At 37.3% G+C, this 20032-nt stretch carries 17 protein-coding genes; 3 read left to right on the top strand and 14 right to left on the bottom strand.

Annotated elements, in window-relative coordinates; translation table 11 throughout:
* Nucleotides 1-6: 6 nt before the first annotated feature.
* From BBI01_RS07555 to BBI01_RS07520, 9 genes are all read right to left on the bottom strand, one after another.
* A complete protein-coding gene (locus BBI01_RS07555; RefSeq protein WP_065394056.1) occupies nt 7-1383 on the bottom strand; it encodes a T9SS type A sorting domain-containing protein in 1377 nt (458 codons plus the stop codon).
* A 211-nt stretch (nt 1384-1594) separates the two neighbouring features.
* Complete coding sequence (locus BBI01_RS07550; protein WP_065394055.1) at nt 1595-1897, bottom strand: transposase; 303 nt, start codon at nt 1895-1897, stop codon at nt 1595-1597.
* 67 nt (nt 1898-1964) lie between these two features.
* On the bottom strand, nt 1965-2168 hold the full coding sequence (locus tag BBI01_RS07545; protein WP_065394054.1) for a hypothetical protein: 204 nt from the start codon (nt 2166-2168) through the stop codon (nt 1965-1967).
* A 27-nt stretch (nt 2169-2195) separates the two neighbouring features.
* Nucleotides 2196-2756: a suppressor of fused domain protein gene (locus BBI01_RS07540; RefSeq protein ID WP_065394053.1), complete on the bottom strand. Its 561-nt coding sequence runs from the start codon at nt 2754-2756 to the stop codon at nt 2196-2198.
* A gap of 261 nt (nt 2757-3017) precedes the next feature.
* Nucleotides 3018-3575, bottom strand: coding sequence for a T6SS immunity protein Tdi1 domain-containing protein (locus BBI01_RS07535; RefSeq protein WP_065394052.1), 558 nt, complete (start codon nt 3573-3575; stop codon nt 3018-3020).
* A gap of 42 nt (nt 3576-3617) precedes the next feature.
* On the bottom strand, nt 3618-5228 hold the full coding sequence (locus BBI01_RS22335) for a polymorphic toxin type 15 domain-containing protein (protein ID WP_123862105.1): 1611 nt from the start codon (nt 5226-5228) through the stop codon (nt 3618-3620).
* On the bottom strand, nt 5185-5466 hold the full coding sequence (locus BBI01_RS22490; RefSeq protein WP_123862104.1) for a hypothetical protein: 282 nt from the start codon (nt 5464-5466) through the stop codon (nt 5185-5187). Before BBI01_RS22490 ends, BBI01_RS22335 begins: the two co-directional genes overlap by 44 nt.
* Nucleotides 5463-6284: a hypothetical protein gene (locus BBI01_RS07525; protein WP_065394051.1), complete on the bottom strand. Its 822-nt coding sequence runs from the start codon at nt 6282-6284 to the stop codon at nt 5463-5465. The genes BBI01_RS22490 and BBI01_RS07525 overlap by 4 nt, the downstream gene beginning before the upstream one ends.
* Before the next feature lie 2 nt (nt 6285-6286).
* Entirely contained in the window at nt 6287-8437 is a 2151-nt protein-coding gene (locus BBI01_RS07520; RefSeq protein ID WP_185114345.1) for a type VI secretion system Vgr family protein, read from the bottom strand.
* A 1539-nt stretch (nt 8438-9976) separates the two neighbouring features.
* On the opposite strand from BBI01_RS07520, the gene BBI01_RS07515 reads away from it, so the two are divergent.
* Nucleotides 9977-10306 (top strand): hypothetical protein, encoded by a 330-nt coding sequence (locus BBI01_RS07515; RefSeq protein ID WP_065394050.1) that lies wholly within the window; start codon nt 9977-9979, stop codon nt 10304-10306.
* 32 nt (nt 10307-10338) lie between these two features.
* Here BBI01_RS07515 and BBI01_RS07510 read toward each other — a convergent pair whose 3' ends face one another.
* The 5 genes from BBI01_RS07510 to BBI01_RS07490 form a co-directional block, all read right to left on the bottom strand.
* Nucleotides 10339-11655 carry a TlpA family protein disulfide reductase gene (locus BBI01_RS07510; protein ID WP_065394049.1) on the bottom strand — a complete coding sequence of 439 codons (1317 nt, stop codon included), beginning with the start codon at nt 11653-11655 and terminating at the stop codon, nt 10339-10341.
* Nucleotides 11656-11659: 4 nt separating this feature from the next.
* Nucleotides 11660-13003 carry a RagB/SusD family nutrient uptake outer membrane protein gene (locus BBI01_RS07505; RefSeq protein WP_165602231.1) on the bottom strand — a complete coding sequence of 448 codons (1344 nt, stop codon included), beginning with the start codon at nt 13001-13003 and terminating at the stop codon, nt 11660-11662.
* A gap of 47 nt (nt 13004-13050) precedes the next feature.
* Complete coding sequence (locus BBI01_RS07500; protein ID WP_065394047.1) at nt 13051-16338, bottom strand: SusC/RagA family TonB-linked outer membrane protein; 3288 nt, start codon at nt 16336-16338, stop codon at nt 13051-13053.
* A gap of 200 nt (nt 16339-16538) precedes the next feature.
* A complete protein-coding gene (locus tag BBI01_RS07495; protein ID WP_065394046.1) occupies nt 16539-17690 on the bottom strand; it encodes a FecR family protein in 1152 nt (383 codons plus the stop codon).
* Nucleotides 17691-17756: 66 nt separating this feature from the next.
* Nucleotides 17757-18338, bottom strand: a complete 582-nt coding sequence (locus BBI01_RS07490; protein WP_065394045.1) for an RNA polymerase sigma factor — start codon at nt 18336-18338, stop codon at nt 17757-17759.
* Nucleotides 18339-18519: 181 nt separating this feature from the next.
* On the opposite strand from BBI01_RS07490, the gene BBI01_RS07485 reads away from it, so the two are divergent.
* Nucleotides 18520-19044 carry an RNA polymerase sigma factor gene (locus BBI01_RS07485; protein WP_065394044.1) on the top strand — a complete coding sequence of 175 codons (525 nt, stop codon included), beginning with the start codon at nt 18520-18522 and terminating at the stop codon, nt 19042-19044.
* A 95-nt stretch (nt 19045-19139) separates the two neighbouring features.
* A complete protein-coding gene (locus tag BBI01_RS07480; protein ID WP_065394043.1) occupies nt 19140-19958 on the top strand; it encodes a FecR family protein in 819 nt (272 codons plus the stop codon).
* The last annotated feature ends 74 nt before the right edge of the window (nt 19959-20032 follow it).

The following is a 20032-nucleotide window of genomic DNA, read 5'->3' as shown; positions in this document are numbered from 1 at the left end:
GTGTTATTATTCTACGATTAATTTGAAAGTTTTAATGATTTTCCCATTCTGGGTGAGATTAATCAGGTACGAACTCTGGGTTGGTAACTGGTTCACATAGTGGTTGGAGTTCCTGTCAATTTTATCCAACGCGACCAATCTACCTGCGCCGTCATATATTGAAACCGTTAAATTTTCCATTGGCGGAAAACGTAAGGTAAAATTCTGTCCTTTCTTAACTGGATTAGGGTATAGAACTATTTTTTCAAGAACAAGGGAAAGGTTATTAGGATCAATAGTTTTATTGATAATTGTTTCGTCCTTTTCTTTCATATCTTTGGTAGGGCTTATAGCAAATGTAAAATGGGCAGAATTACCTGTCTCACCATCTTTTATAAAGTCCACTTTATTAAAAAAAACAAAATTGTCCACTTCTATCCCTTGAATCTTTCTTATATCCCCTGAAACATTGGTAATGAAAAGCCAATAGATTGTCGGTAAAGATCTTGGATTTAGAATTGATTTTTCGAATCTTATGGAATAACCGGATTTTTGGATTTTAGAGCCTATAAGGTTTATTTGCCAATTGCGGTTCAATTTCGAAAAGTTTCCGTCCTGGGATAAGTTGAGGTCTTTATCGTCATCGGACCAAAGGATAAATTCATTATTGGTTAATAGAGACGGATTTTCGGCATTAGTTCGTTTGATTTCATTTATCCCTATGGTTAAGATTTGATCCTCAATATTGGTTGACTGTTTTTGGTAAAGCTCATTTCCATCATCCCTGCCCATCCCAGTTAACCTGGTCTTAAAGTTCCTGTGTTTATCGGGGTCCCAAATAACAGTTCCCTCACTATTATAATATTTTGAATTGTCTAATGAGATTCCATATTTTATCGAAAGATAAGAGTGGATATTATTCAATTCTTTTTGTGTGGCCCTTCTTGGGTAAAAAATCATTTCATGAAGGTTCTGATCGGATAATTTGATATTAAGGCTATCAGTTTTACCTTTTGCACGATCAGGACTACTTGTATAACTAAAAATACTTGGCCGCTTTTTTAATTCTATATCATTCTTTTCCCCTTTCTGGTAACGGTTATTGGAAAGTGCGACATTTTTTTCGGGATTATCCCAAATCAATTCATTCGCTTTGCCAGTATGAACAAGACTTAATGTGTGACTTTTATTCTTACTGTACCTGATAATTTTTTTGACGACTTTATCTTTTATTCCACAATGGAAGTTCAAAAGATTTTCGTCCTTACATTTGAGAGCGTCTCTTGAATTAGGATCTATTTTTTTCCAAATTTGAGTTTCCCCGGAAATTAATTGGGAAAATGCTAATTGGGAACCTAAAAGAAACGCACAGAGCATGACTTTTGATAAATCACTTTTTTTCATAGGTTATATAATGTTTTTGATTAATACCAAAAAACCGTAAAATACAAATCTGTGCAACTGCGATTAGATACAACTAAAAATTGTAAGCATCCGGTTTGTTAGAAGTATTGAACTCAATATTATGAAAAAAAATAACACACATTATGGGGGAAAACCCCATTTTTCAAATCAGTATTTTCACTATAATAAGTTAAGGTCAATTTGTTAAACTTTAAATAATAGAAAAATACATAACCTCAATGATTCGAGGTTTAACACTGGTGTCCACCAAAGATAATCCACTCTCCTGATATTCTTGAATTATATGGACTTTTTCTTCTTCCGTGAATGATTTTTTAGCTACCCCATGCAATCCTTGTTCACCATAGTATTCATAAAGCCTAAGCCAATATTGTAAATTGGATTTACTTAGCCCCTCGCTTTTTGCAAGGCCGTAAATATTGTCTTTACCTTGTAGAATAATAGTTACTAAGCGTAACTTAAACTCGAAATCATATTTCTGTTTTTTGCTCATAAAAATACCCCAAATAAGTGTCTAACTTTTTGGGGCATGTCTATTTTAATGTTAGCTTCAGTAGGAATTACTTTATCAATCCCCATAGATCTACGACAGCAAATTTTCCAATTCCTAGTAATCTTTGAACTTCTTGAACATCATTTAAATCATTCCTCTTAATTCTACAAAGTGCAGTTGATGTTGCACTCGTTAGCATATCATGTTCTTCATTTCTAGCGCAAATATTTTCCAGTATGGGAACCAATTTATTATATTCGGTTTTGCCCATTGCATCTAGCTTGTAAAAAGCAGTCGCTTATATTAAGGAATTCCTATTTATATCAAAAATATCAATGTCATTTTCCTCAAGCAATGTCTCTAAAGCATCTGAACCTTTGTCCTTTAGAAAATTTAATTCGGCCTCAGAAATCGGAATGGACAGTAAAAAATATATATTTTCATTTTCAACTTTAAAATCCTCTAATTTATCTTCCCAAATATATGGACTAGTAAAATACAAGTGTTTCATTTCAGAATCCTTGTAATACATTTCCACTAACTTTTCAAAAACCGCACCGTGTGAGAGCTTCCAATTATCCTTAATACAAAAAAAAGCACTGTTACTTAAGATATTTCCAATTTTATCCTCAAAAGAATAACCAGCAATCATCAGTTCATACTTTTGATTTCCTACAGGGTAATCTGATAAACCAATAGTTGAATAAAATACTACCTCCTTATCAGTTGGATCGGGACATTCCATTATGAAAATGGCATTATCACCTGTGTCATCACCATATTTTATTACTCTAGGCTCAATACCTATAATAGGGGCTAGTTTTTTATAAAGTTCTTTTTGTCTTTCAGTTGGTTTCATATATTCCAATTCATGTAAACCTTTAATTCTGGATCAAATTCAACCTCTGCTTTTTTAATATCATCTTCTGAAATTGGATAAAATATATTATCCAAGTCCTTACTTTAGATTTCATTTTCAACCCTATACTCATTAAAAAAATAAGACGTTAATACCACATGAGGAGCTATTTTAATTAAAAAAGATATTGTGATAGTAAAAAATTTCCGACTCTTAAATAAGTTTTATATGAGAACTCAACGAGTTTTCAGCAAATTACTCCTAATCTATTTTCCCAACAGCCTGAGCTATCAAAGAAATATGTACCTTCAAATTTACTTTTTCCAGATTGTCTACTTTTTCTGCTCCTCCTAATCCTAATAATGGAACATAACCATAACACTCATCCCTTGTAACTTCGCCAAGCATCTCTTTTGCAAGTTGATAGTTTTCCACGGACAATTCTTCCGAAAAATATTCCCAATCTGTCATTATAGAATTGAACAATACGTTAACTTTTCTTCCTATTACCTTTGAAACACCATATCTGATGTTTATATATACCACACTGTTATCCTCATAAGTATACAATCCTCCAAAAGCATCTCTAGCAAAACAGATTGACGGCTCCTGAACTGGTGTATAAATTTCTTTTAAAATCGGCTCGTATTCAACTGGATCAACGACCCAAAAGAAGCCATCCATATAAACACCGGAACCATTTGAAATAAATGTAAATAGTTCATCTGGTATTGAGCTTTTTACTCTAGCAAGATGATCAGATGAGATTTCAATTTTATTCTCAATATTTCCGTATTCTTCAAAAAATTTTTCAAACATGATATCTTTTTTACTTTAACAAATATAATCATTTCTAACCTATTAAGGGTAGAGTTCTACGTTTAAATATGTACTTTTTCGTTCCGCTTCTGTCATTTTTTCAGCGGCTTCCCTAACATTTTTATCAAGGTCATCAATCCTTGTTTTCCACTGACTTCCTAAACTCGAATTTATTCGCTTATCTCCCATTCCAGTTACATTATCTCCAAATCCGCCAGCTATTTGATCCGGATCATGTAGAGCAGCTTTATCTTTCATCCATTCTTCGGCTTCTAGTTTTGCTTTCTTAGGAGACATACCATTCTCGATGTTATTCTCTATTCGATCCTGTAGAGCTTGTTCTCTAAATCGTTTTTGGGCGGCGCTGCCTTCTGCTGACCGTCCATGTTTTAAATATTCGTCTCTGTTCTTTAAAAAATCATCAACGGTAAGTTTATTTAATCCTTCTTGTTGCCCCTTTAATTGCCTGATAAATTCATCCAGATCGTGTTCTAAATTTCTAACAAAAGACTTTGGTAATTTAAACTTGGGTAATAAATTTTTGGTAACAACAGCTGCAATATTGTCACTTTCCTTCTTGGCCAACTGTTCCAAAGTTTCTTTTATTCCTTTCTTTGCTCCAGCTTCCAGAGCTTCTTTTCCAGCTTTTTCAGCACCGGCTTCAGCAACCTCTTTAACTGTTTTCTCAACAACGACTTCAGCCCCCTCTTTTAGGGCAGTTTTTCCTGCTGTAGCAGCTAAAGAACCTCCTGCTGTATACACTGCTGCAACTGCATCGGGAATAAATTCGCCTACAGTTGTCCCAATTTTTCTCGGATTCTTAGCAATCCAATTTCCTGTGTCCTGAGCTCCTTTGACAACATTATCTCCTAGTTTCTCCCAATTTTCTCCTTTACTTGCCCAATCCCAAGAAGCATTGGCTGCTTTTTCCAGATTTTCAGGTGTAGTCGTCCACTTATAGGCATCTTTGACCCCTTTGTAACCATCCTTAACCATTCCACCGATTGCTTCAGCAGTACCTACAGGATCCTGTCCAACTTGGTAAATAACCTCTCCAAGACCTACCACTCCATTTACAGCGCCTTCTACAAGCCCGGTTCCCAAATCATCAAACCAATCTTTAGCCCCTGTAATTGGCTTCATCCAATCGGGAATGAACTTATCACGCTCTGCTCTACTTTCTTTAGTCTTTTGTTCAAACCAATCAAATCCTTCCTTGATGTAATCGGTGGGCATTTTTCCTTCGCCAACTCCATATGCTACCGCAGAGGCACGCTCAAAGAATATACTTATTTTTCCACCGAATATACAGTTACAGGTAGAGTCTTCCAATAACATCCGATTTCCGTTGATCTTGATACCGTCCTTAGGATTATCCCATTGCAATGTCGTTGGGACACAAGTTACTCCTGTAGCCCATTTGGCCGGACAGGTACAAAGTCCCATAGGCTTTAAATGAAAAAACGGAAATTTATCAGCTTCCGTAGCCATGGGAACAGCGTAAATCGTTGTGTTCTTGTTATAGCTAACACGTAAGGTTGATGGACTTGTCCCTTTATTGCAGGCTAAAAATGCTCCTTCCGGCACATATTTTTTTGCCATATTCCAGTTATTTGTAGTTAACGTTTTTAACGCAGGTGCAGATTTCGACAAGTCTAGCCTTTCTGAAGATCCGCTCCAATTCACTTAAGTTTTCCTTCGATTCCAAAACGGTAAAATCCGGAATTGTTAATATCTCCGATACTTCACAGTTTGATAAACGTTTGATTTTAATATTGTCTACATAAATATCCATACATGTTAATCCAGCGAGACTTTCAGCATCGTTATCCTGAAATAACATGAAGTACCGATCATTCTGAAACACAATATCTTCTATCTTATGTATCATATTGCCTTAAGGATATTTTTTTCTTCACGATATAAGGTACCAGGTATCTCGGCAATACTCATACACATACTCTGTTCAGCCCAAGGCCACTCGTCGAGTCGATAACGTTCGATATATCCTAAATCTAGTTTAGTTGGAACTCTTGGCCTGTTCTTAAGGATGCGGATCATTCCAGTCACCTTATCCTGTTCAAAATTTTCTTCATCAATTTTACCTGAAACATCAATCTGATACTTACCATCAGGTAATTCGGTTAATTTTTCATCAGTGGTAATTGGGACCATTTTTGCAGCCAAAAAATTCGGTAGTTCTCGGTAACCATTCAAAATTTCATCCTTTTTCAAAAGTCTGCTATGTATTCCAGGAAACAATAGTAGATATGGCTGGGCAAACCTTAATGAATCCGCCAATCTTACAGGATCTTCAAGAATTTCGGAAATTCCCGTAATAAAAATATCTTTATATTGTTCGGTCTTATATCGTTTCAATAATACAGGTTTGGTCTTTTCCCATTTCTTTCTTATTTCATCAATATTCAGAATAGAACCTAGCTGCCCTTTGTCATTTAAGGTGCAAATCAATTCATTTCGTATTTCATGAACATCGCCTACCCATTTATATGCCCCTTCAGCATTACTCTGTTTATAATTGAATATATTTATTCTGAAAGTTGGGATAGCATTGTTAATTGATATAAGCCCCACTTCAAGGCCCATTTCTACATAGTTCTCATTTGCTAGTCCCTGGAATCTGTAACGTTCCTCCCGTAGAAAAGCAAATTTTCTTTTCTTTCCTATATCTTCAGTACTGAACTCCATAATTACCCTTTATTAATCTCCACGTCCGCACCAGTTATATTTGTTGCACCCGAAGAATTGATTTTTGATGTTTTACTATCCACAGATAATGCTGCATCTGTTTTTATGTCCATAGTTCCTTGACTGTGCATTGTAAAAGTTCCAGCCTTAGCATCAAAGCTTATATTGCCATTTGCCACAGTTCCTGTAATTCCCTTACCATCAATGACAATCTTATTACCTCCAACCTGAAAAGTAATACTTGTTTTTCCGTCCAGTGTAATATTACCGCCTGCGTCCATTTTCAAAAGTGATTGTGGTGGCGAATCTTTCTTTCCACCAACATTGATGACATTTGTACTTCCTGCATTGACTGTGTGGTTTGTATTTGCGTTTGTTGTTGCATTTCCTGCACCATCAAAATTCAAATTAGCACCACCTTGATCTTTCAGATTCATGGAACCTGCACCGTTATCATATTTTAGTTCCGCACCACTTCGTCCGCTGAAACTCATAACATTATTTCCTTCACCACCACCAGCTCCAATTCCACCGTGATACATTCCTCCCATAACAAAAGGTCTGTCAGGATGAAGGTGAACGAAATTTACAATGACTTGATCGCCAACTTCGGGTATAGACATAAACCCCCGGTTTTTACCAACCTTTTCACTGCTTCCAGCATCTGGTGACATTACACGTATAAACTCGGTAGTATCCTGTCCACTTTGCCAATCGAGCTGAACCTGTACTCGGCCCTGATTCTGGGGATCGGTATTAGAAATAACTTTCCCAAATTGTGGTTCTGCAACAGGGATAGTAAATTCCGGTCTAGGTATGTACCCCGTGTCAGATGCTATTGCCTGAAATGATCCATCGTAATACCCCCTTGCATCTACTTCATGCGTCACTTCAATGAGCATTAGTTTGGTAAAATATGATGTATCATTGGAATCGGTCTTTCGCATCTCAATATCAGCGATACATCCGGGATAGAGAAATGGAACAGTTGTATTTCCGGAAGTAATAAAAACTTCTGATGCTTTACTTCCAGCTGTTCCTTTTTGGGAAGCATCAATATCCATAAAAGAAGATGCTCTTATGGGAGCGATCCTTAAAGAGGGTGTCTGAAATGTTCTTTCGGAAATCTCGTATGCACGCTTTGCTATATCAGAAGTGTGGTTGATTTTTGAATTAGCACCTTTAAATTTCTCATTTTTGCTACTGTTATAGCCATAAAATGAAGGATTAACATGCTGAGCCTTCATTTTAATTGAGACATCGCTTAAATTACTGCCATAAGTAAGCTTAACTGGCTGTTCCTGTGGAGGCAATTGACCAAAGTGCAATACCTCACCATCATAGAAAAACTGTTCACCGTATGCTTCAGCAATACGTGCTAAATAGTTATAATGGGTTTCTTCATATTGAGAACTGTAAGGAACATTACCCTGTTTTGCATCCACTCTAAAATCAAATTTGCCCTGTCCTAATCCCTGCTGGATCACCTCCGTAGCTATACTATTCAAACTCATCGGTTGGGCTCCGCCAAAACTTTGAATATGCGGTGCTGCATCCAACAATATTGTCGGACTGAAACCTGACAAAACAAGATTTCCCAAACTCCCCTTTTCTTGGCTAAATCCAACTTCTGTAATAACGCCTACAAAATTTCTTTCGGGTCCTTCATCAATGTCTTTATACTTAAACACGACAGTAATCCTTTTACCCAAGAAATTTTGAACTTCTTCAAGATTGTGGTTCTCTGCGTTTCCAAGGGTATCATGTGCCAGAATAAGCTTAAACTCATGATGTTTAGTAGCACTCTGAACTAATTTAAAATGTTTAAAATATTTGATAGGTTTTCCCTCAACGTGTATATCAAGACGAACTACACGGTTTATTCCAGCAATCGCACTTTCAGGGATCGCCTGCGCATTGAAAATTTTTGAAGTTGGCTGCTGTGACCAGACCTTATTCTGCATTACGGTCGGAGCTGTAGGAATCAAAGGTTGATTCATAAAACTTTGCGCCATGCTACCTGCCGTTTTGATGGTTGACAGCGTTTTATTGGAAGTTGGAATGTTCGTTGCTACTTCCTGGATATTTTTGACTATATCACCTTTTACTGAATCTGCTCCTTTCTTGGGAAGATTCTTATCGTCTTTAAACATGACATAATTTTTTTCGGTTGTGTTGATTATGTTTTGGAATGGCTTCCAGATAGGATGAGACTATTTAGATCAAATTGCAGTCAGTAAATTGTGGTCTCCTCAAAACTTTTACTGTTATTGACTGATTTGATATTAGATCGGACAGCGGTTAGTTGGGAACTAATGCTATTTTCAGCTACTTACAAGAAGTACTATTTTAGATTGATCGGTTTTTATTTTCATAAGTTTTTTTATTGATTTAGTGATGCAATATATTACCTCTGAATTTCACGTACAAATGAATTAGGCATAATTTTAAAAAGTGTCGTAGTTCTACGACTTTTGCATTTTAGCAATGTAAAGATTTATCTTTTACACAGCTTACGGGTTTCCGTAAAACCAGAAAAAAAATAACGCCAGACACTAGATTAGCTAAATATCTGGCGACCACATTCAATTTTGCAATATGAAAATTTATATCTTGAAATTATTGAAATGAAAGCTCTCTTATACAGATATTTCATTTATACATTTTGTCAATGATAAAATTATGTTTTTCCTTATGAGTTTTATTCCGTAAAATCCCCATACTTTTTATGGGTAAATTTCCGGGTGATAGCATAATGAATTATTTTTCATATTTTCGGAGCCGAAATTCATATTTTCATTTAGAAAGATAGTCAATATATCAATTCGTATCGGCCGAGTCTCAAAAATGAATTTTCCACGGATTTAATCTGTAGTCATCCTGTAGTCGTTTTCTAAATTTTATGTGCTTAAACGTAAAATATACAGTTGTTTAAATAGCAAAATTTATAAGGCAGAATATTTTAATCACTCGAACTTTTTACAATCTTAAAAACTCAATAACGCCCTGTTTATCGCTGTTAAGACAGTCGGTGCTAATTTTCACGAACATGTGCTAATTTTTTTCTGGCACAGCCAAAATACGAACAAGCACAACACTTTCTTGTAAAATGTATCTGACACTTATAAATTTGAATCAACAATTTATCCGAGGATTTAAGACATAAAAAATGTTTGTTCTTTTTCTAGGAAAAGCATACACAAATTGTTCAAATTGTATGTTCAAATTGTTCAAAATGAGCAGCAATGTTTTGTAAATCTTTAGGATCTGGCCTACATTTGAATCCATGGTAAATTCAAGGGCTTAAGAAATAAGAATTGTTTGTTCTTTTTCCAGAATTTGAGCAAGCTATTCCAGAAATTGAGCAAGAGTGTTTTGTAAACCCGTAGTATCTGACCTACATTTGATTTAATAATAATTAAGTTTTTCATGATAATCTATCAGCTGTTTTGGTCACTCAGTTTTTAAGGTCAGATCTCCAGTGAACTCCAAAACAGCTGTATTAAGATGCAACTAAAACTGTTATAAAAAACAGTAAAGCTAAAGCAAGTATCCCTTTAGGGTGTATAAAAAAAAATCTTAATCATTTCGATTGTAAAAGCAACCCATAGACCTTCTCGTCTGTATCTTTTTCAATCTTCTTTTTAGAGGCAGATTTCCTGCCTAATTAATAATCATTAAAATCAATTACAATGAAAACTATCAAAATTGCCGTTACAGCATTGGTTATTGCTGGCGGTACCTTTTCAGCTTTTGCTTTTTCAGCAAACAAAGACAACAAATCTGAAATTTCAAAACAGACTACATTACACTGGTATCAACCTACAGGATCAACCCCAACTTTCATCAGATCAAATACGATTGCTAATGAAGAAACAGCTAGTGGATGTATCCAAGACTTACAAGGATGTGAGAGAGGATATTCGTCGTCCCAATTGAATAATCCTGCCAATCCTTCTTCAGGTGTTAAACCGTCTGAAGTGGCGAATCCTATTGAAACCTTAGGCCCAAATCCTAATTAATAAAAAATGGAGGCATTTTGCCTCCGTTTTTACTATTTATCTCGTATCAGTATAATTTCCAGAGGTCTCATTGCCTTTTCAAGTTTTACACCATATTTGGCAATAGATTGATTGACCAGTTCTATATTATCCGTTCGCAGCAGAATCGAGAAATCTACTTTAAGATCACGCTGAATTCCTGTTTCATCGACGATAAAATACTTGAATTGTCGACTGAAACCGCCAGAATTTAGGGCATCAATAATTCCGTACCATTCCCAACTTTGCATATGTTGAATCCCTTGTGAATCCAACTTAGATAAAATATTATCTGTTTTAAGCTGTTCGTATGGAACATCGGCATTGGTATAAGCATGTTTCTGAGAAATATCCACGTTTTTAAATCGGCGCATAACGTAGCATTCTATGTTTTGAACGGTATCTTTAAATTCAATACTAAGAACTGATTCAAACTGCTGCTTCATCAGTTCTCTTGCAGAGACTATTGTCATTGGGGGAAAAGTAAAATCAAATGCAAATCGGTTATCTCCTTTTTGCGAATAATCCGGAACTAATTTTTCTTTATTGGTTACTTCAAAAATTACCCTGCTATCATGTATATATCTCTTATTTAACAAATGTTTACCAATAGTCCGAAGGTCCGATGTATATCTATACCATCGGGTGATCTTTTCGGTAGGATCCGGTTCCTCTGATGAGGAGGTACTTGCTCTGGTATTAAAACTAGGTGCTATACGAAACAAATGAAAACTGAATAATTCCCTGTTTCCACTGTCTAACTTCATATTTTCTAGCATACCTTTACTGACATCAATATAATGTGTTTTCTCCAAAACAAACGGAAGTTTAGTTTTGTCTAAAAATATTTTGATATTCTCTTCCTTGATTTCATCTGAGCCAGTGGAATTTTTTATTATCCTATTTTCATCGATCCAAATGGTTTCTCCATAAACCTTATAAGGAAATTGTTTATCGAGTCCACTTTCAGCAGACAGTATCGGGAGGAATGTTTTACGAAGTATTTCTACTCTCTCTTTGACCTTATTTATTTTTTTTAGGCTATCAGTAAAAACAAGTACGATCTGAATATCCTTCTCATAATTTTTCTGGTACCGTTCGAGTGTCGGGATTTTTTTTATACAGGGAATACAGCTTGTGTTAAGGATGTAAAACAAAGTCAGCTTTTTGTCCTTTACGGGCAATGTCAGGGTTTTATTTGTGTTATTTTGAATACTATTAAAGTTGGTAAAAGGCATTGTATCATTAACACCAAATACCGTTCTGGTATTTTGAGAATAGCCTAAGACTGCTATGCAGACCAATAGGATACATACGATATATTTTTTCATATTTTTAATAATTAGGATTTTGAATTAGAAAAGGATTTTTGGTTATTTCAGTTTGTGGGATCGGATATAATGCATCGCTAGACTGCCAGGAATCTTTTAAGCTACCCAGTACTACATCAGCAGAAGCTGTGCGTTTTAAGTCCAACCATCGGTGTCCCCATTCCGCAAAAAATTCAATCCTTTTTTCCTGAGTCACGGCAGAAAGACATTCTTCCTTGGAAAGATTCTCTGCCAAGTTTTCTAAACCTGCCCGGGTTCTGATTACATTGACATCTTTTATCGCTTCATGGATATTTCCGGTCTGTGCATTGGCTTCTGCCCGGATCAGGTATAATTCAGCAAGTCGTAATACAGTATTATATTCCGTTTTATCGGTACCACTTCTTACCTTATATTTAAATGGGTATGTATAGGAGATGTTACCAATCTTTCGTGTACCACTCCAATTCTCCTTTCTTTTATCACCATTTTCAAAAGCCTGAAGCAATGATTCCGTTAGCATATAGGCAGGTCTGGCTGTGGTGCTGGATGGAATAAACGTGAAGCCCTCTGAGGAGTTGTAAGAAGTATTGGTTGGATAAAGCTGCCAGATCGCTTCTTTACTGGTAGGTAGAAATACAAAGTCAAGTTGTTTTTCAAGCTCATATAAACCACTTCCAATCACTTCATCAGCTTTTGATTTAGCTTTATCGTATTGTCCGGTGAACAGATAAATACGTGCCAGCAATGCTTTTGCCACAAATAGGTTCGGTCTAATTTTTTCTGAGGATGGGTAATCCGCAGGAAGGTATTTTTCTGCAAGTAAAAGGTCACTGGTAACCTGCTGATATATTTTAGCTGTTTCTGTTCTTTTCAGACGCCTGTTTGATTCGTAATCTGTTGACAGAATAAGCGGTACATCTCCAAACAGATTGACCAGATAGAAATACGATATTGCACGGACAAAAAGCATTTCTCCCATAAATGGCTGTTTTTCTTCTTCTGTAACCGCTTTTGTCGTTTGTAGGCCTTCAAGAACAGCTTTGCTATGGTAGATATACGCATAATAAGCCCTCCATAAATTATTGAGCAGAAGCGCATTGCTGTTCATAAGCTCATTTGTTCTGAACTGCTCTACATTTGCCGTACCAGAGGTGTTCCGCAGTTCATCAGCACTGAGTCCGGAATAAACAGATAGAAAGCCGTTCATCGCATAATTATTGCTTGAACTCATCTGGCTGTATAGCCCGACAACAGAAGATTCAATTGTTTTCTTTGAATCGAACACCGTTTCGGAAACTGTCTCATCAACAGGAGCATCGATTTCCAGAAACTTTTCACAGGAGCATAATAGAAATATTACTATCAATGTACTGTATTTAGTTAGAGTAAAAATAGATTTCATCGGATGATAGATTAAAGAGTGAGCTGTAAACCTAAAATATATGTCCTTAATGGGGGCAGTATCCTTAAATTCTGAATTTCAGGATCGGAGCCTTTATAGGAGGTCAGGGTCAGTAAATTTTGACTTCGTGCAAAAACAGTCAGTCCTTTAATTCCAGCACTGGAAATCATCTGTTTTGGCAGGGTGTACGCAATGGAAAGGGTTTTTAACCGTAAAAAGGAAGCATCTGAAAATAGGGCTCCATTTTGTGTTGGATTGGATAATATCTCTGCCATTTCACTTGCAGAGGAGCCTTCTGTAGCTGTAAATTTCTGTATGGCTTTGATGTCTCCCTGATTTCTCCAACGATCCATGACCAGTGTCGGAAAGTTGGTCATATACCCCGGCATACTGCTCCCCGTATAAATTGAACTCAGGTAATTGATCCCTGTCTGTTTACGGAATTCAAAGAAAATATCAGCCCGAAACCCTTTGTAGCTGAATGTATTTTGTAAACCACCATAAAATGTAGGATCTAAGCTTCCCTGATAGATTCGGTCAGTCTTATCGAGTATGCCATCACCATTTTGGTCTGCAAAGGAAAACAATCCGGTTTCGGGATTTACCCCTTCAAACTGATAAGCATAGATCAGGTTCAGTGGCTTTCCAATAAGGTAAAGATTAGCAAAGTTGGATGATTCTAGCTCAGGAAAGCGTAACAGCTTGTTTTTTGGAAACGTTATATTTAAAGATGAAGACCAGGTAAAGTCCGGTTTTTTGATATTTTCAGCATTGATGACGATTTCCCATCCCGTATTCTGTATCGTAGCAGGAAAATTTTCTATGATTGAAGGGAATCCTGTGATATAAGGTAATGGAGTTGAGATCAGCTGATTACTGCTTCTGTTATTATAGTACGATGCAGCGATCAATAACCTGTCTTTTATAAATCCAGTTTCTAATCCCAAAGAAAGCTTTTTGTTGGATTCCCATCGGAAGTCGGGATTTGCAAGTCTTGTCGGATAGAGCCCTTTTATAGATTGATAAGGGTTGGCGACACTTTGCCAGGTTTCCAGATATTGATAGTTTCCAATTTTATCGCTTCCTGTAATTCCATAACTTGCCCGTAGTTTACCGAAACTAAAAAATGGCAGTCTGTCTTTGAAAAAATTTTCTTCTGAAAAGATCCATGCAGCACCGATGGAACCAAAATTTCCAAACTGTTTTCCCGGACCAAAACGACTTGATCCATCCCGCCTGCCTGAAATATTGATTATATAACGGTTCTTACGTGTGTAATTCAATCGTGCAAACAGGGCCGCATATCGATATTCTGAAAAGTCACTGTTGATTGTATTGGTTCTGGCTGCCCCTAAAGAGCCAAGCAGTTCATCAGATGAAAACCCGTAGGCAAATATCTCCTGACCATTGTCCTGGGCATGCTGAAAAGTAGAGCCCAGTAAAGCCTGCAACGAGCCACCCAATAGCGCTGTTGTATAATTGAGCTGTGGTTCAATAATCCAGCTTTTATTTTTGAGGTCAGATGTCTGCATATAAGGTTCGGGGGCATAGCGGGGATCCTGTGCCTGACCGGGAACAAGGAGTTTTGTTTCTGTATCCACACTGTTATAACCCAGACTTATCTTTGCCGTAAGACCCTTGAAAAAAGTATAACCCAGCATCATATTGGCATTGAGATTATTCATTTTGCTGGCAAATCTTTCCTTTGTATAAGCAAAGGGATTCCCATAATATAAGGGTTCACCGTTATTTTCCCAGATCAGCGTCCCATCTTCCGCAATTGGATCAGGATAATTGGGAGGAAGTACCATGGCTAAGTTGGTAAGATCGGAACTGTTGGTATTATTGGTGTTTACAGCATAAGATCCAGTCAATGCGAGTGTAAGCTTTTTATTTTCTGAGGAATGGTTCAGCGTAAAATGGGTAGAACCCCGGCTGTATGGTTTTGTGTTTTTGAATACAAGGTTTTCTTTTAAATAGCCTCCACTTACCAGAAACTGCGTGCTGGCACTTCCTCCTGAGAAAGAAAGTTGGGCATCGGTCGATCGTGAGCTATTTCCAATAAGTTCTTTTTGCCAGTCAGTATACCTGCTCTGGTCATAATTCCGCAGATCGGGAGCATTAAACAGGTCAGGCGTTACCTTATCATTTGAAAATGCCTCTTTTCTCATTTCAAGGTACTGCTGTGTATCCAGAAGGTCGATCAGGCGGGTAACTTTATTCAATCCCATATTTACAGAAGCATTGACTATTGTTGCTCCGGCAGAACCTTTTTTTGTCGTTATCAATATCACACCGTATGCACCTCTGGAACCATAAATGGCTGTTGCGTCCCCATCTTTTAGAATTTCTATGCTGGCAATGTCGGATGGATTGATGAGGGCAAATGGGCTCAACTGAGTGGCTCCCAATCTATTTGTGGCTTCATTTCCCGGAGCAAAGGGCACCCCATCGATAATATATAAAGGCTCAGCTTTTATGGAAGCACTCAGGTTATTGCGGCCCTGCACTTCAACATTTATTTTTGATCCCGGAACACCACTGCTCTGCGATACAATCAGGCCGGGGATTCTGCCTGATAAGGCTGCCAATGGATTTGAAACAGGCTGATTGCTGATATCCTCGGAAGAAATCCGTGCGATATTTCCTGTACTTAGCCGTCTGGTCGTTGTTCCATAGGCAATCACTACAGCTTCATCCAGTACAGATTCGCTTTTTCTTAAGACAGCTTCAACGCCGGATTTTGCGCCATACTCTGCGGTAGTATAACCGATAAATGCAATCTGTAGTGTAGCACTGCTGTATTCCATCGGCAGTTCAAAATTTCCGGTATTATCCGAACTGGTGATAAAATTTGAGCCTTTGACCTGAATGGTCGCACCTGCCAATGGGGTCCCTTTTTCATCTGTTACACGGCCACGCAGGGACTGTCCATTTCCAGTACCTTTTGTCTGTCTATTTTCTGAAACTTTAGGAGCTTTTGCTTCTTTTACCTTGATTACAATGGTTTTGCTATTGATTTCATAGGTCAATGGCTGTCCTTTAAAGATCTCCGCCAGTGCTTTTTCGAGACTGCTGTTTTTAAGCGTCACGGTCACAGGAACTGCTTTTTCCAAAATCTGGGCATTAAAGGCAAAATCATAACCTTTGCTCTGTTTGCGAAGCTCCTTCATCACAGTGGACAGTTTCTCTTTTTTAACGGAAAATGTGATCTGCTGAGAATAGGCGCAGGCCAATGCAGAAAAGTAAAACAGGCATAGCAGAAAAACAGAACGCCTTTTTTGTTTACTGGTTTTCATTTTTCATCATTGATAGGATACAAACAGGGTATTTGGCTTTCTGTCAATTCTTTTATTGACTTAGCGCCGGGTAATACGTAAGTTTGTATCGTTGGTCTATAAATTAGTTGTTAACGCAGATATTTTTGGAAACCGACACCCGCCGGAACTGTTACAGCAGCTCCGGCATTTTTCTGGTGCCAGTCCAACTTATGAAACATTTATTTTCTGATAATTATCCTCCTTCCTTCGATTTTAAATTTGAGACTGGTTACTTCCTCCAATATGGTCAGCACTTCGGACAGTTTACGCTTGCGGGTCATTTCCACATAGATGCGCTGACCGATAAGTTCCTGCGGATAGTCGAAAGAAACATCATACCATTTTTCCAGTACAGCAAATACTTCATCAAGTGGCATGTTGTTAAAAATAAATTCATTGTTCATCCAGGAGGTATAATCTTCGGTATGGACTTCCTGTACTTTAAAGTTCTCTTTTCCCAGTTCTGCCTGTTGCCCCGGAGCAAGCAGGATATCTTTTGTATTCTCTGCACTTAAATGAATCTTACCTTCGATCAGTGTGGTCACTGTCTTTTCCGCTGGATAGGAGGAGGCATTAAATTTAGTTCCCAGTACGACAATTTCCTGATTATTGCTTTTTACATGAAACGGCTGTCTGGGATCAGGAGTAACTTCAAAATAAGCTTCACCGTCCAGTTTGACAAGCCGCTGTTTACCTGTGAAGCGGGTGGGATAAGTAAGCGAGGTCGCTGCATTTAACACCGCTTTTGTTCCATCGGGTAAGGTGATTCTGTATTGTCTTCCTTTTGGGGTAACAAGGGTGATATTCACCAGCTCATTACCGGATACGATACGGTTTCCATTTTCATACTGAATTCTATTTTCCTGTACCTGTATACCTCCCTGTGCAGTATCCAGCTCATAACTGCTGCCATTGGATAGAATGATTTTCGGTTTAACAGTTCCAGCAATAATATCATTACCATACCGGGAAACAAGATTTTCCTTGTCTGACAGATGTTGAATAGAAATGATCCAATACGCTCCTAAACTCAAAAATACTATAAGCGAAGCAGCCGCATACCAGATTGCCCGCTTTTTCTTTTTGCGAGGTCTGTTGTATCGGAGTAGTACACGTTCAAGGGCTGTTTTAGAATCATAGATCTTAGTTTCCTTAAATTGGAAATCTTCATTATCGCTGGTGAGGAATTGATAGGCATTTCTTAATTCAGGTTGCCTATCCAGAATATGGTTCAATAATTCCTCGTCTTTTTCAGAAAGTTCATTACGGAGCCTTTTAGCTGCCAGCTCACCTAATTTTACCGCATCGTATTCTTGGTTATATTCTATCATCCTTTGTTGCGTTGTATACACCAAACGACACGGATTCAAAAAAGGATGACAGGGAACTAAAAAAAATCAGGAAAAAAGAAAAACAAGTAAAATACCGAAATGTTCCTTTGGTAAAATCTGGCGGAGTTTACCCAGACCACGCTGCTTATGGGTTTTTACAGTATTGATGGATACACCAAGTTCATCTGCTGTTTTTTGATTGCTCAGACCATCAAGATAAGTCATTTTCATAACCTGTGCTGTCTGATCTGGCAGGCTTTCAAGTGCATTGTAAAGAATACGTATTGTCTCGGTTTCCATGATGCGAGTAAGATAGCTCAGCTGGGGTTCATTGTATGCTTCTATGTAGGCAGAATGTCGGGTATATTCTCTTGTTTTGCTTTTGAGCCAATCCAGACAGGAATGCTTAACGGAACGGTAGAGGTAAGCTTTCAGATGGGTAGAGTCGTTAAAAGGAATAGCTGCCTCCAAAAGTTTTAAAAATACATTTTCTGTAATGTCTTCTGCATATTCCGTGCCCACATATTTTTCAGCAAAAAGGCACATACCTGAATAATAAGTTGTAAAAACATGGCTGAAAGCCAATTGATCTCCATTCTGCAATCTATTCAGCAGTTCCTTTTCATCGATCATCATAATGGATTTCATAATCCCATTGGTTATTAGTAATGTAAAGTTACCAAATCATCAGGTAAATAAAGAATTATGTTGTACATAAAACTATTATGAAATCATCTGAAGCTATATGCAACAATGCTATCATTGTTATCTTTTGCATTTTTAGTGATTAATAAAAAATAAGTAAATTTGTTAAACCAATGACAACCTAATGTCCCATATCCGTAACCATAATACATTATCTGACGAACATCTGTATGAATCCATTTTTTACAGGTATCAAGGTCTGGTATTTAGTTACCTGAGTGGACGGATACAAAACAGGGATGATATGATGGATGTGATGCAGGAGGTATTTACCCACCTTTGGGATAAGGGAGATATTTTGAATACCGATAACCCCGATGCAATCATATTCAATACCTGCAAACAAAAAGTAGCATCATTCTACCGCCGAACAAGTAAGCAGCCTTATTATGATTCTTTACAGGTTGATATTCCTGATATGAGTCTAGATGAAATCGATGATAAAGTAAGTTATGAAATAGATCTTGATAAGGTTAATGAAGGGATCGGGATGTTACCTGAACGACGCAGGGAAATTCTGATCCTTAACAAACTTGAAGGTATTCCCCAGCAGGAAATTGCCGAGCGTTTGAATATGTCAAGATCAGCTGTTGAAAACCAGATCAGTAAGGCTATTACGTTTCTCAAAAAAAAGCTATTTGATTCTTAAAATTAGTTAAACATTCATAAAATAAGTTAAAATCACATCTCTAGGGGGTGTGATTTTTCATGTTCCTGCATATTTATATATAAAGGGACATATTTATGAACACACAGGAACCTAAAATAGATCCACCCACGGAAAGTGAACTCCAGCAGATGTGGGAAAGAATAAAGATTGATGTCAGAAAGAAGAAACGAAAGAGAACCCGGATCAGAATCGGTGTTTCTGCATGTCTTGTAATGTTGATCGGAATATCAGGGTTAATCTATTATGACACAAAGATCCGTGATGATATATATATGGCGGATTCTTCAGATCGTACAATCGTATTGGCAGATCTTTCAGAGGTTACCTTACTAAAGGGTGCAAAATTAACCGTGGAAAAAAGCTTTCCATTCAATACCCGTGATGTTTATTTACAGGGGGATGCGATTTTTAAAGTGACCAAATCCAAAGAACATCCTTTTATTGTTCATGGAAATGGCTATGAAACAAAAGTACTTGGAACCGTTTTCAAAGTTTCACAGATCGGAAAAACATTTACAGTGGATCTCTATGAGGGAAAGGTTCGGGTTTACAAAGTAGACAGTCCAAAAGATTATCTGATACTCGAGCCACGACAGTCTTTCAGGAATTTTGGTAGTTCTAAAGTAGCGACAGTGAGCAAAACGGACAAAATACCCCAAGCTGGTTCTGAAGAGGCAACACTGGTGTTTACGGATTGCCTTTTCGGCGACGCCATAAAGACCATTGAAGAAACTTACCAGATCAATATTAACTACCCTGATGAAATCAGGGATACAAAGGTTACCATAACACAGAAGAACAGTACAGGGCAGCAATTTTTGGAAGCACTATCTGTTCAACTTAACCTTAGAAATAAAAAAATCAATGAACAAACATTTGAACTTGAAAAATAAGATATGGTGTTTGATGACACCAGCCCTGATTCCAGATCAGTAACAGAGATTAAAGGATACAAAAAGCCGACGGG

The organism is Chryseobacterium artocarpi (genome assembly GCF_001684975.1).
Taxonomy (GTDB): domain Bacteria; phylum Bacteroidota; class Bacteroidia; order Flavobacteriales; family Weeksellaceae; genus Chryseobacterium; species Chryseobacterium artocarpi.
This window is presented reverse-complemented; position numbering and strand designations above follow the sequence as displayed.

Bases quoted from the DNA above. Each gene is read 5' to 3' on its own strand.
- BBI01_RS07490 (WP_065394045.1), bottom strand. From the start codon at position 18,338: ATGAAATCCATTATGATGATCGATGAAAAGGAACTGCTGAATAGATTG.
- BBI01_RS07525 (WP_065394051.1), bottom strand. From the start codon at position 6,284: ATGGAGTTCAGTACTGAAGATATAGGAAAGAAAAGAAAATTTGCTTTT.
- BBI01_RS07510 (WP_065394049.1), bottom strand. From the start codon at position 11,655: ATGAAAAAATATATCGTATGTATCCTATTGGTCTGCATAGCAGTCTTA.
- BBI01_RS07495 (WP_065394046.1), bottom strand. From the start codon at position 17,690: ATGATAGAATATAACCAAGAATACGATGCGGTAAAATTAGGTGAGCTG.
- BBI01_RS07540 (WP_065394053.1), bottom strand. From the start codon at position 2,756: ATGAAACCAACTGAAAGACAAAAAGAACTTTATAAAAAACTAGCCCCT.
- BBI01_RS07545 (WP_065394054.1), bottom strand. From the start codon at position 2,168: ATGGGCAAAACCGAATATAATAAATTGGTTCCCATACTGGAAAATATT.
- BBI01_RS07485 (WP_065394044.1), top strand. From the start codon at position 18,520: ATGTCCCATATCCGTAACCATAATACATTATCTGACGAACATCTGTAT.
- BBI01_RS07480 (WP_065394043.1), top strand. From the start codon at position 19,140: ATGAACACACAGGAACCTAAAATAGATCCACCCACGGAAAGTGAACTC.
- BBI01_RS07520 (WP_185114345.1), bottom strand. From the start codon at position 8,437: ATGTTTAAAGACGATAAGAATCTTCCCAAGAAAGGAGCAGATTCAGTA.
- BBI01_RS07550 (WP_065394055.1), bottom strand. From the start codon at position 1,897: ATGAGCAAAAAACAGAAATATGATTTCGAGTTTAAGTTACGCTTAGTA.
- BBI01_RS22490 (WP_123862104.1), bottom strand. From the start codon at position 5,466: ATGATACATAAGATAGAAGATATTGTGTTTCAGAATGATCGGTACTTC.
- BBI01_RS07500 (WP_065394047.1), bottom strand. From the start codon at position 16,338: ATGAAAACCAGTAAACAAAAAAGGCGTTCTGTTTTTCTGCTATGCCTG.
- BBI01_RS07515 (WP_065394050.1), top strand. From the start codon at position 9,977: ATGAAAACTATCAAAATTGCCGTTACAGCATTGGTTATTGCTGGCGGT.
- BBI01_RS07555 (WP_065394056.1), bottom strand. From the start codon at position 1,383: ATGAAAAAAAGTGATTTATCAAAAGTCATGCTCTGTGCGTTTCTTTTA.
- BBI01_RS07535 (WP_065394052.1), bottom strand. From the start codon at position 3,575: ATGTTTGAAAAATTTTTTGAAGAATACGGAAATATTGAGAATAAAATT.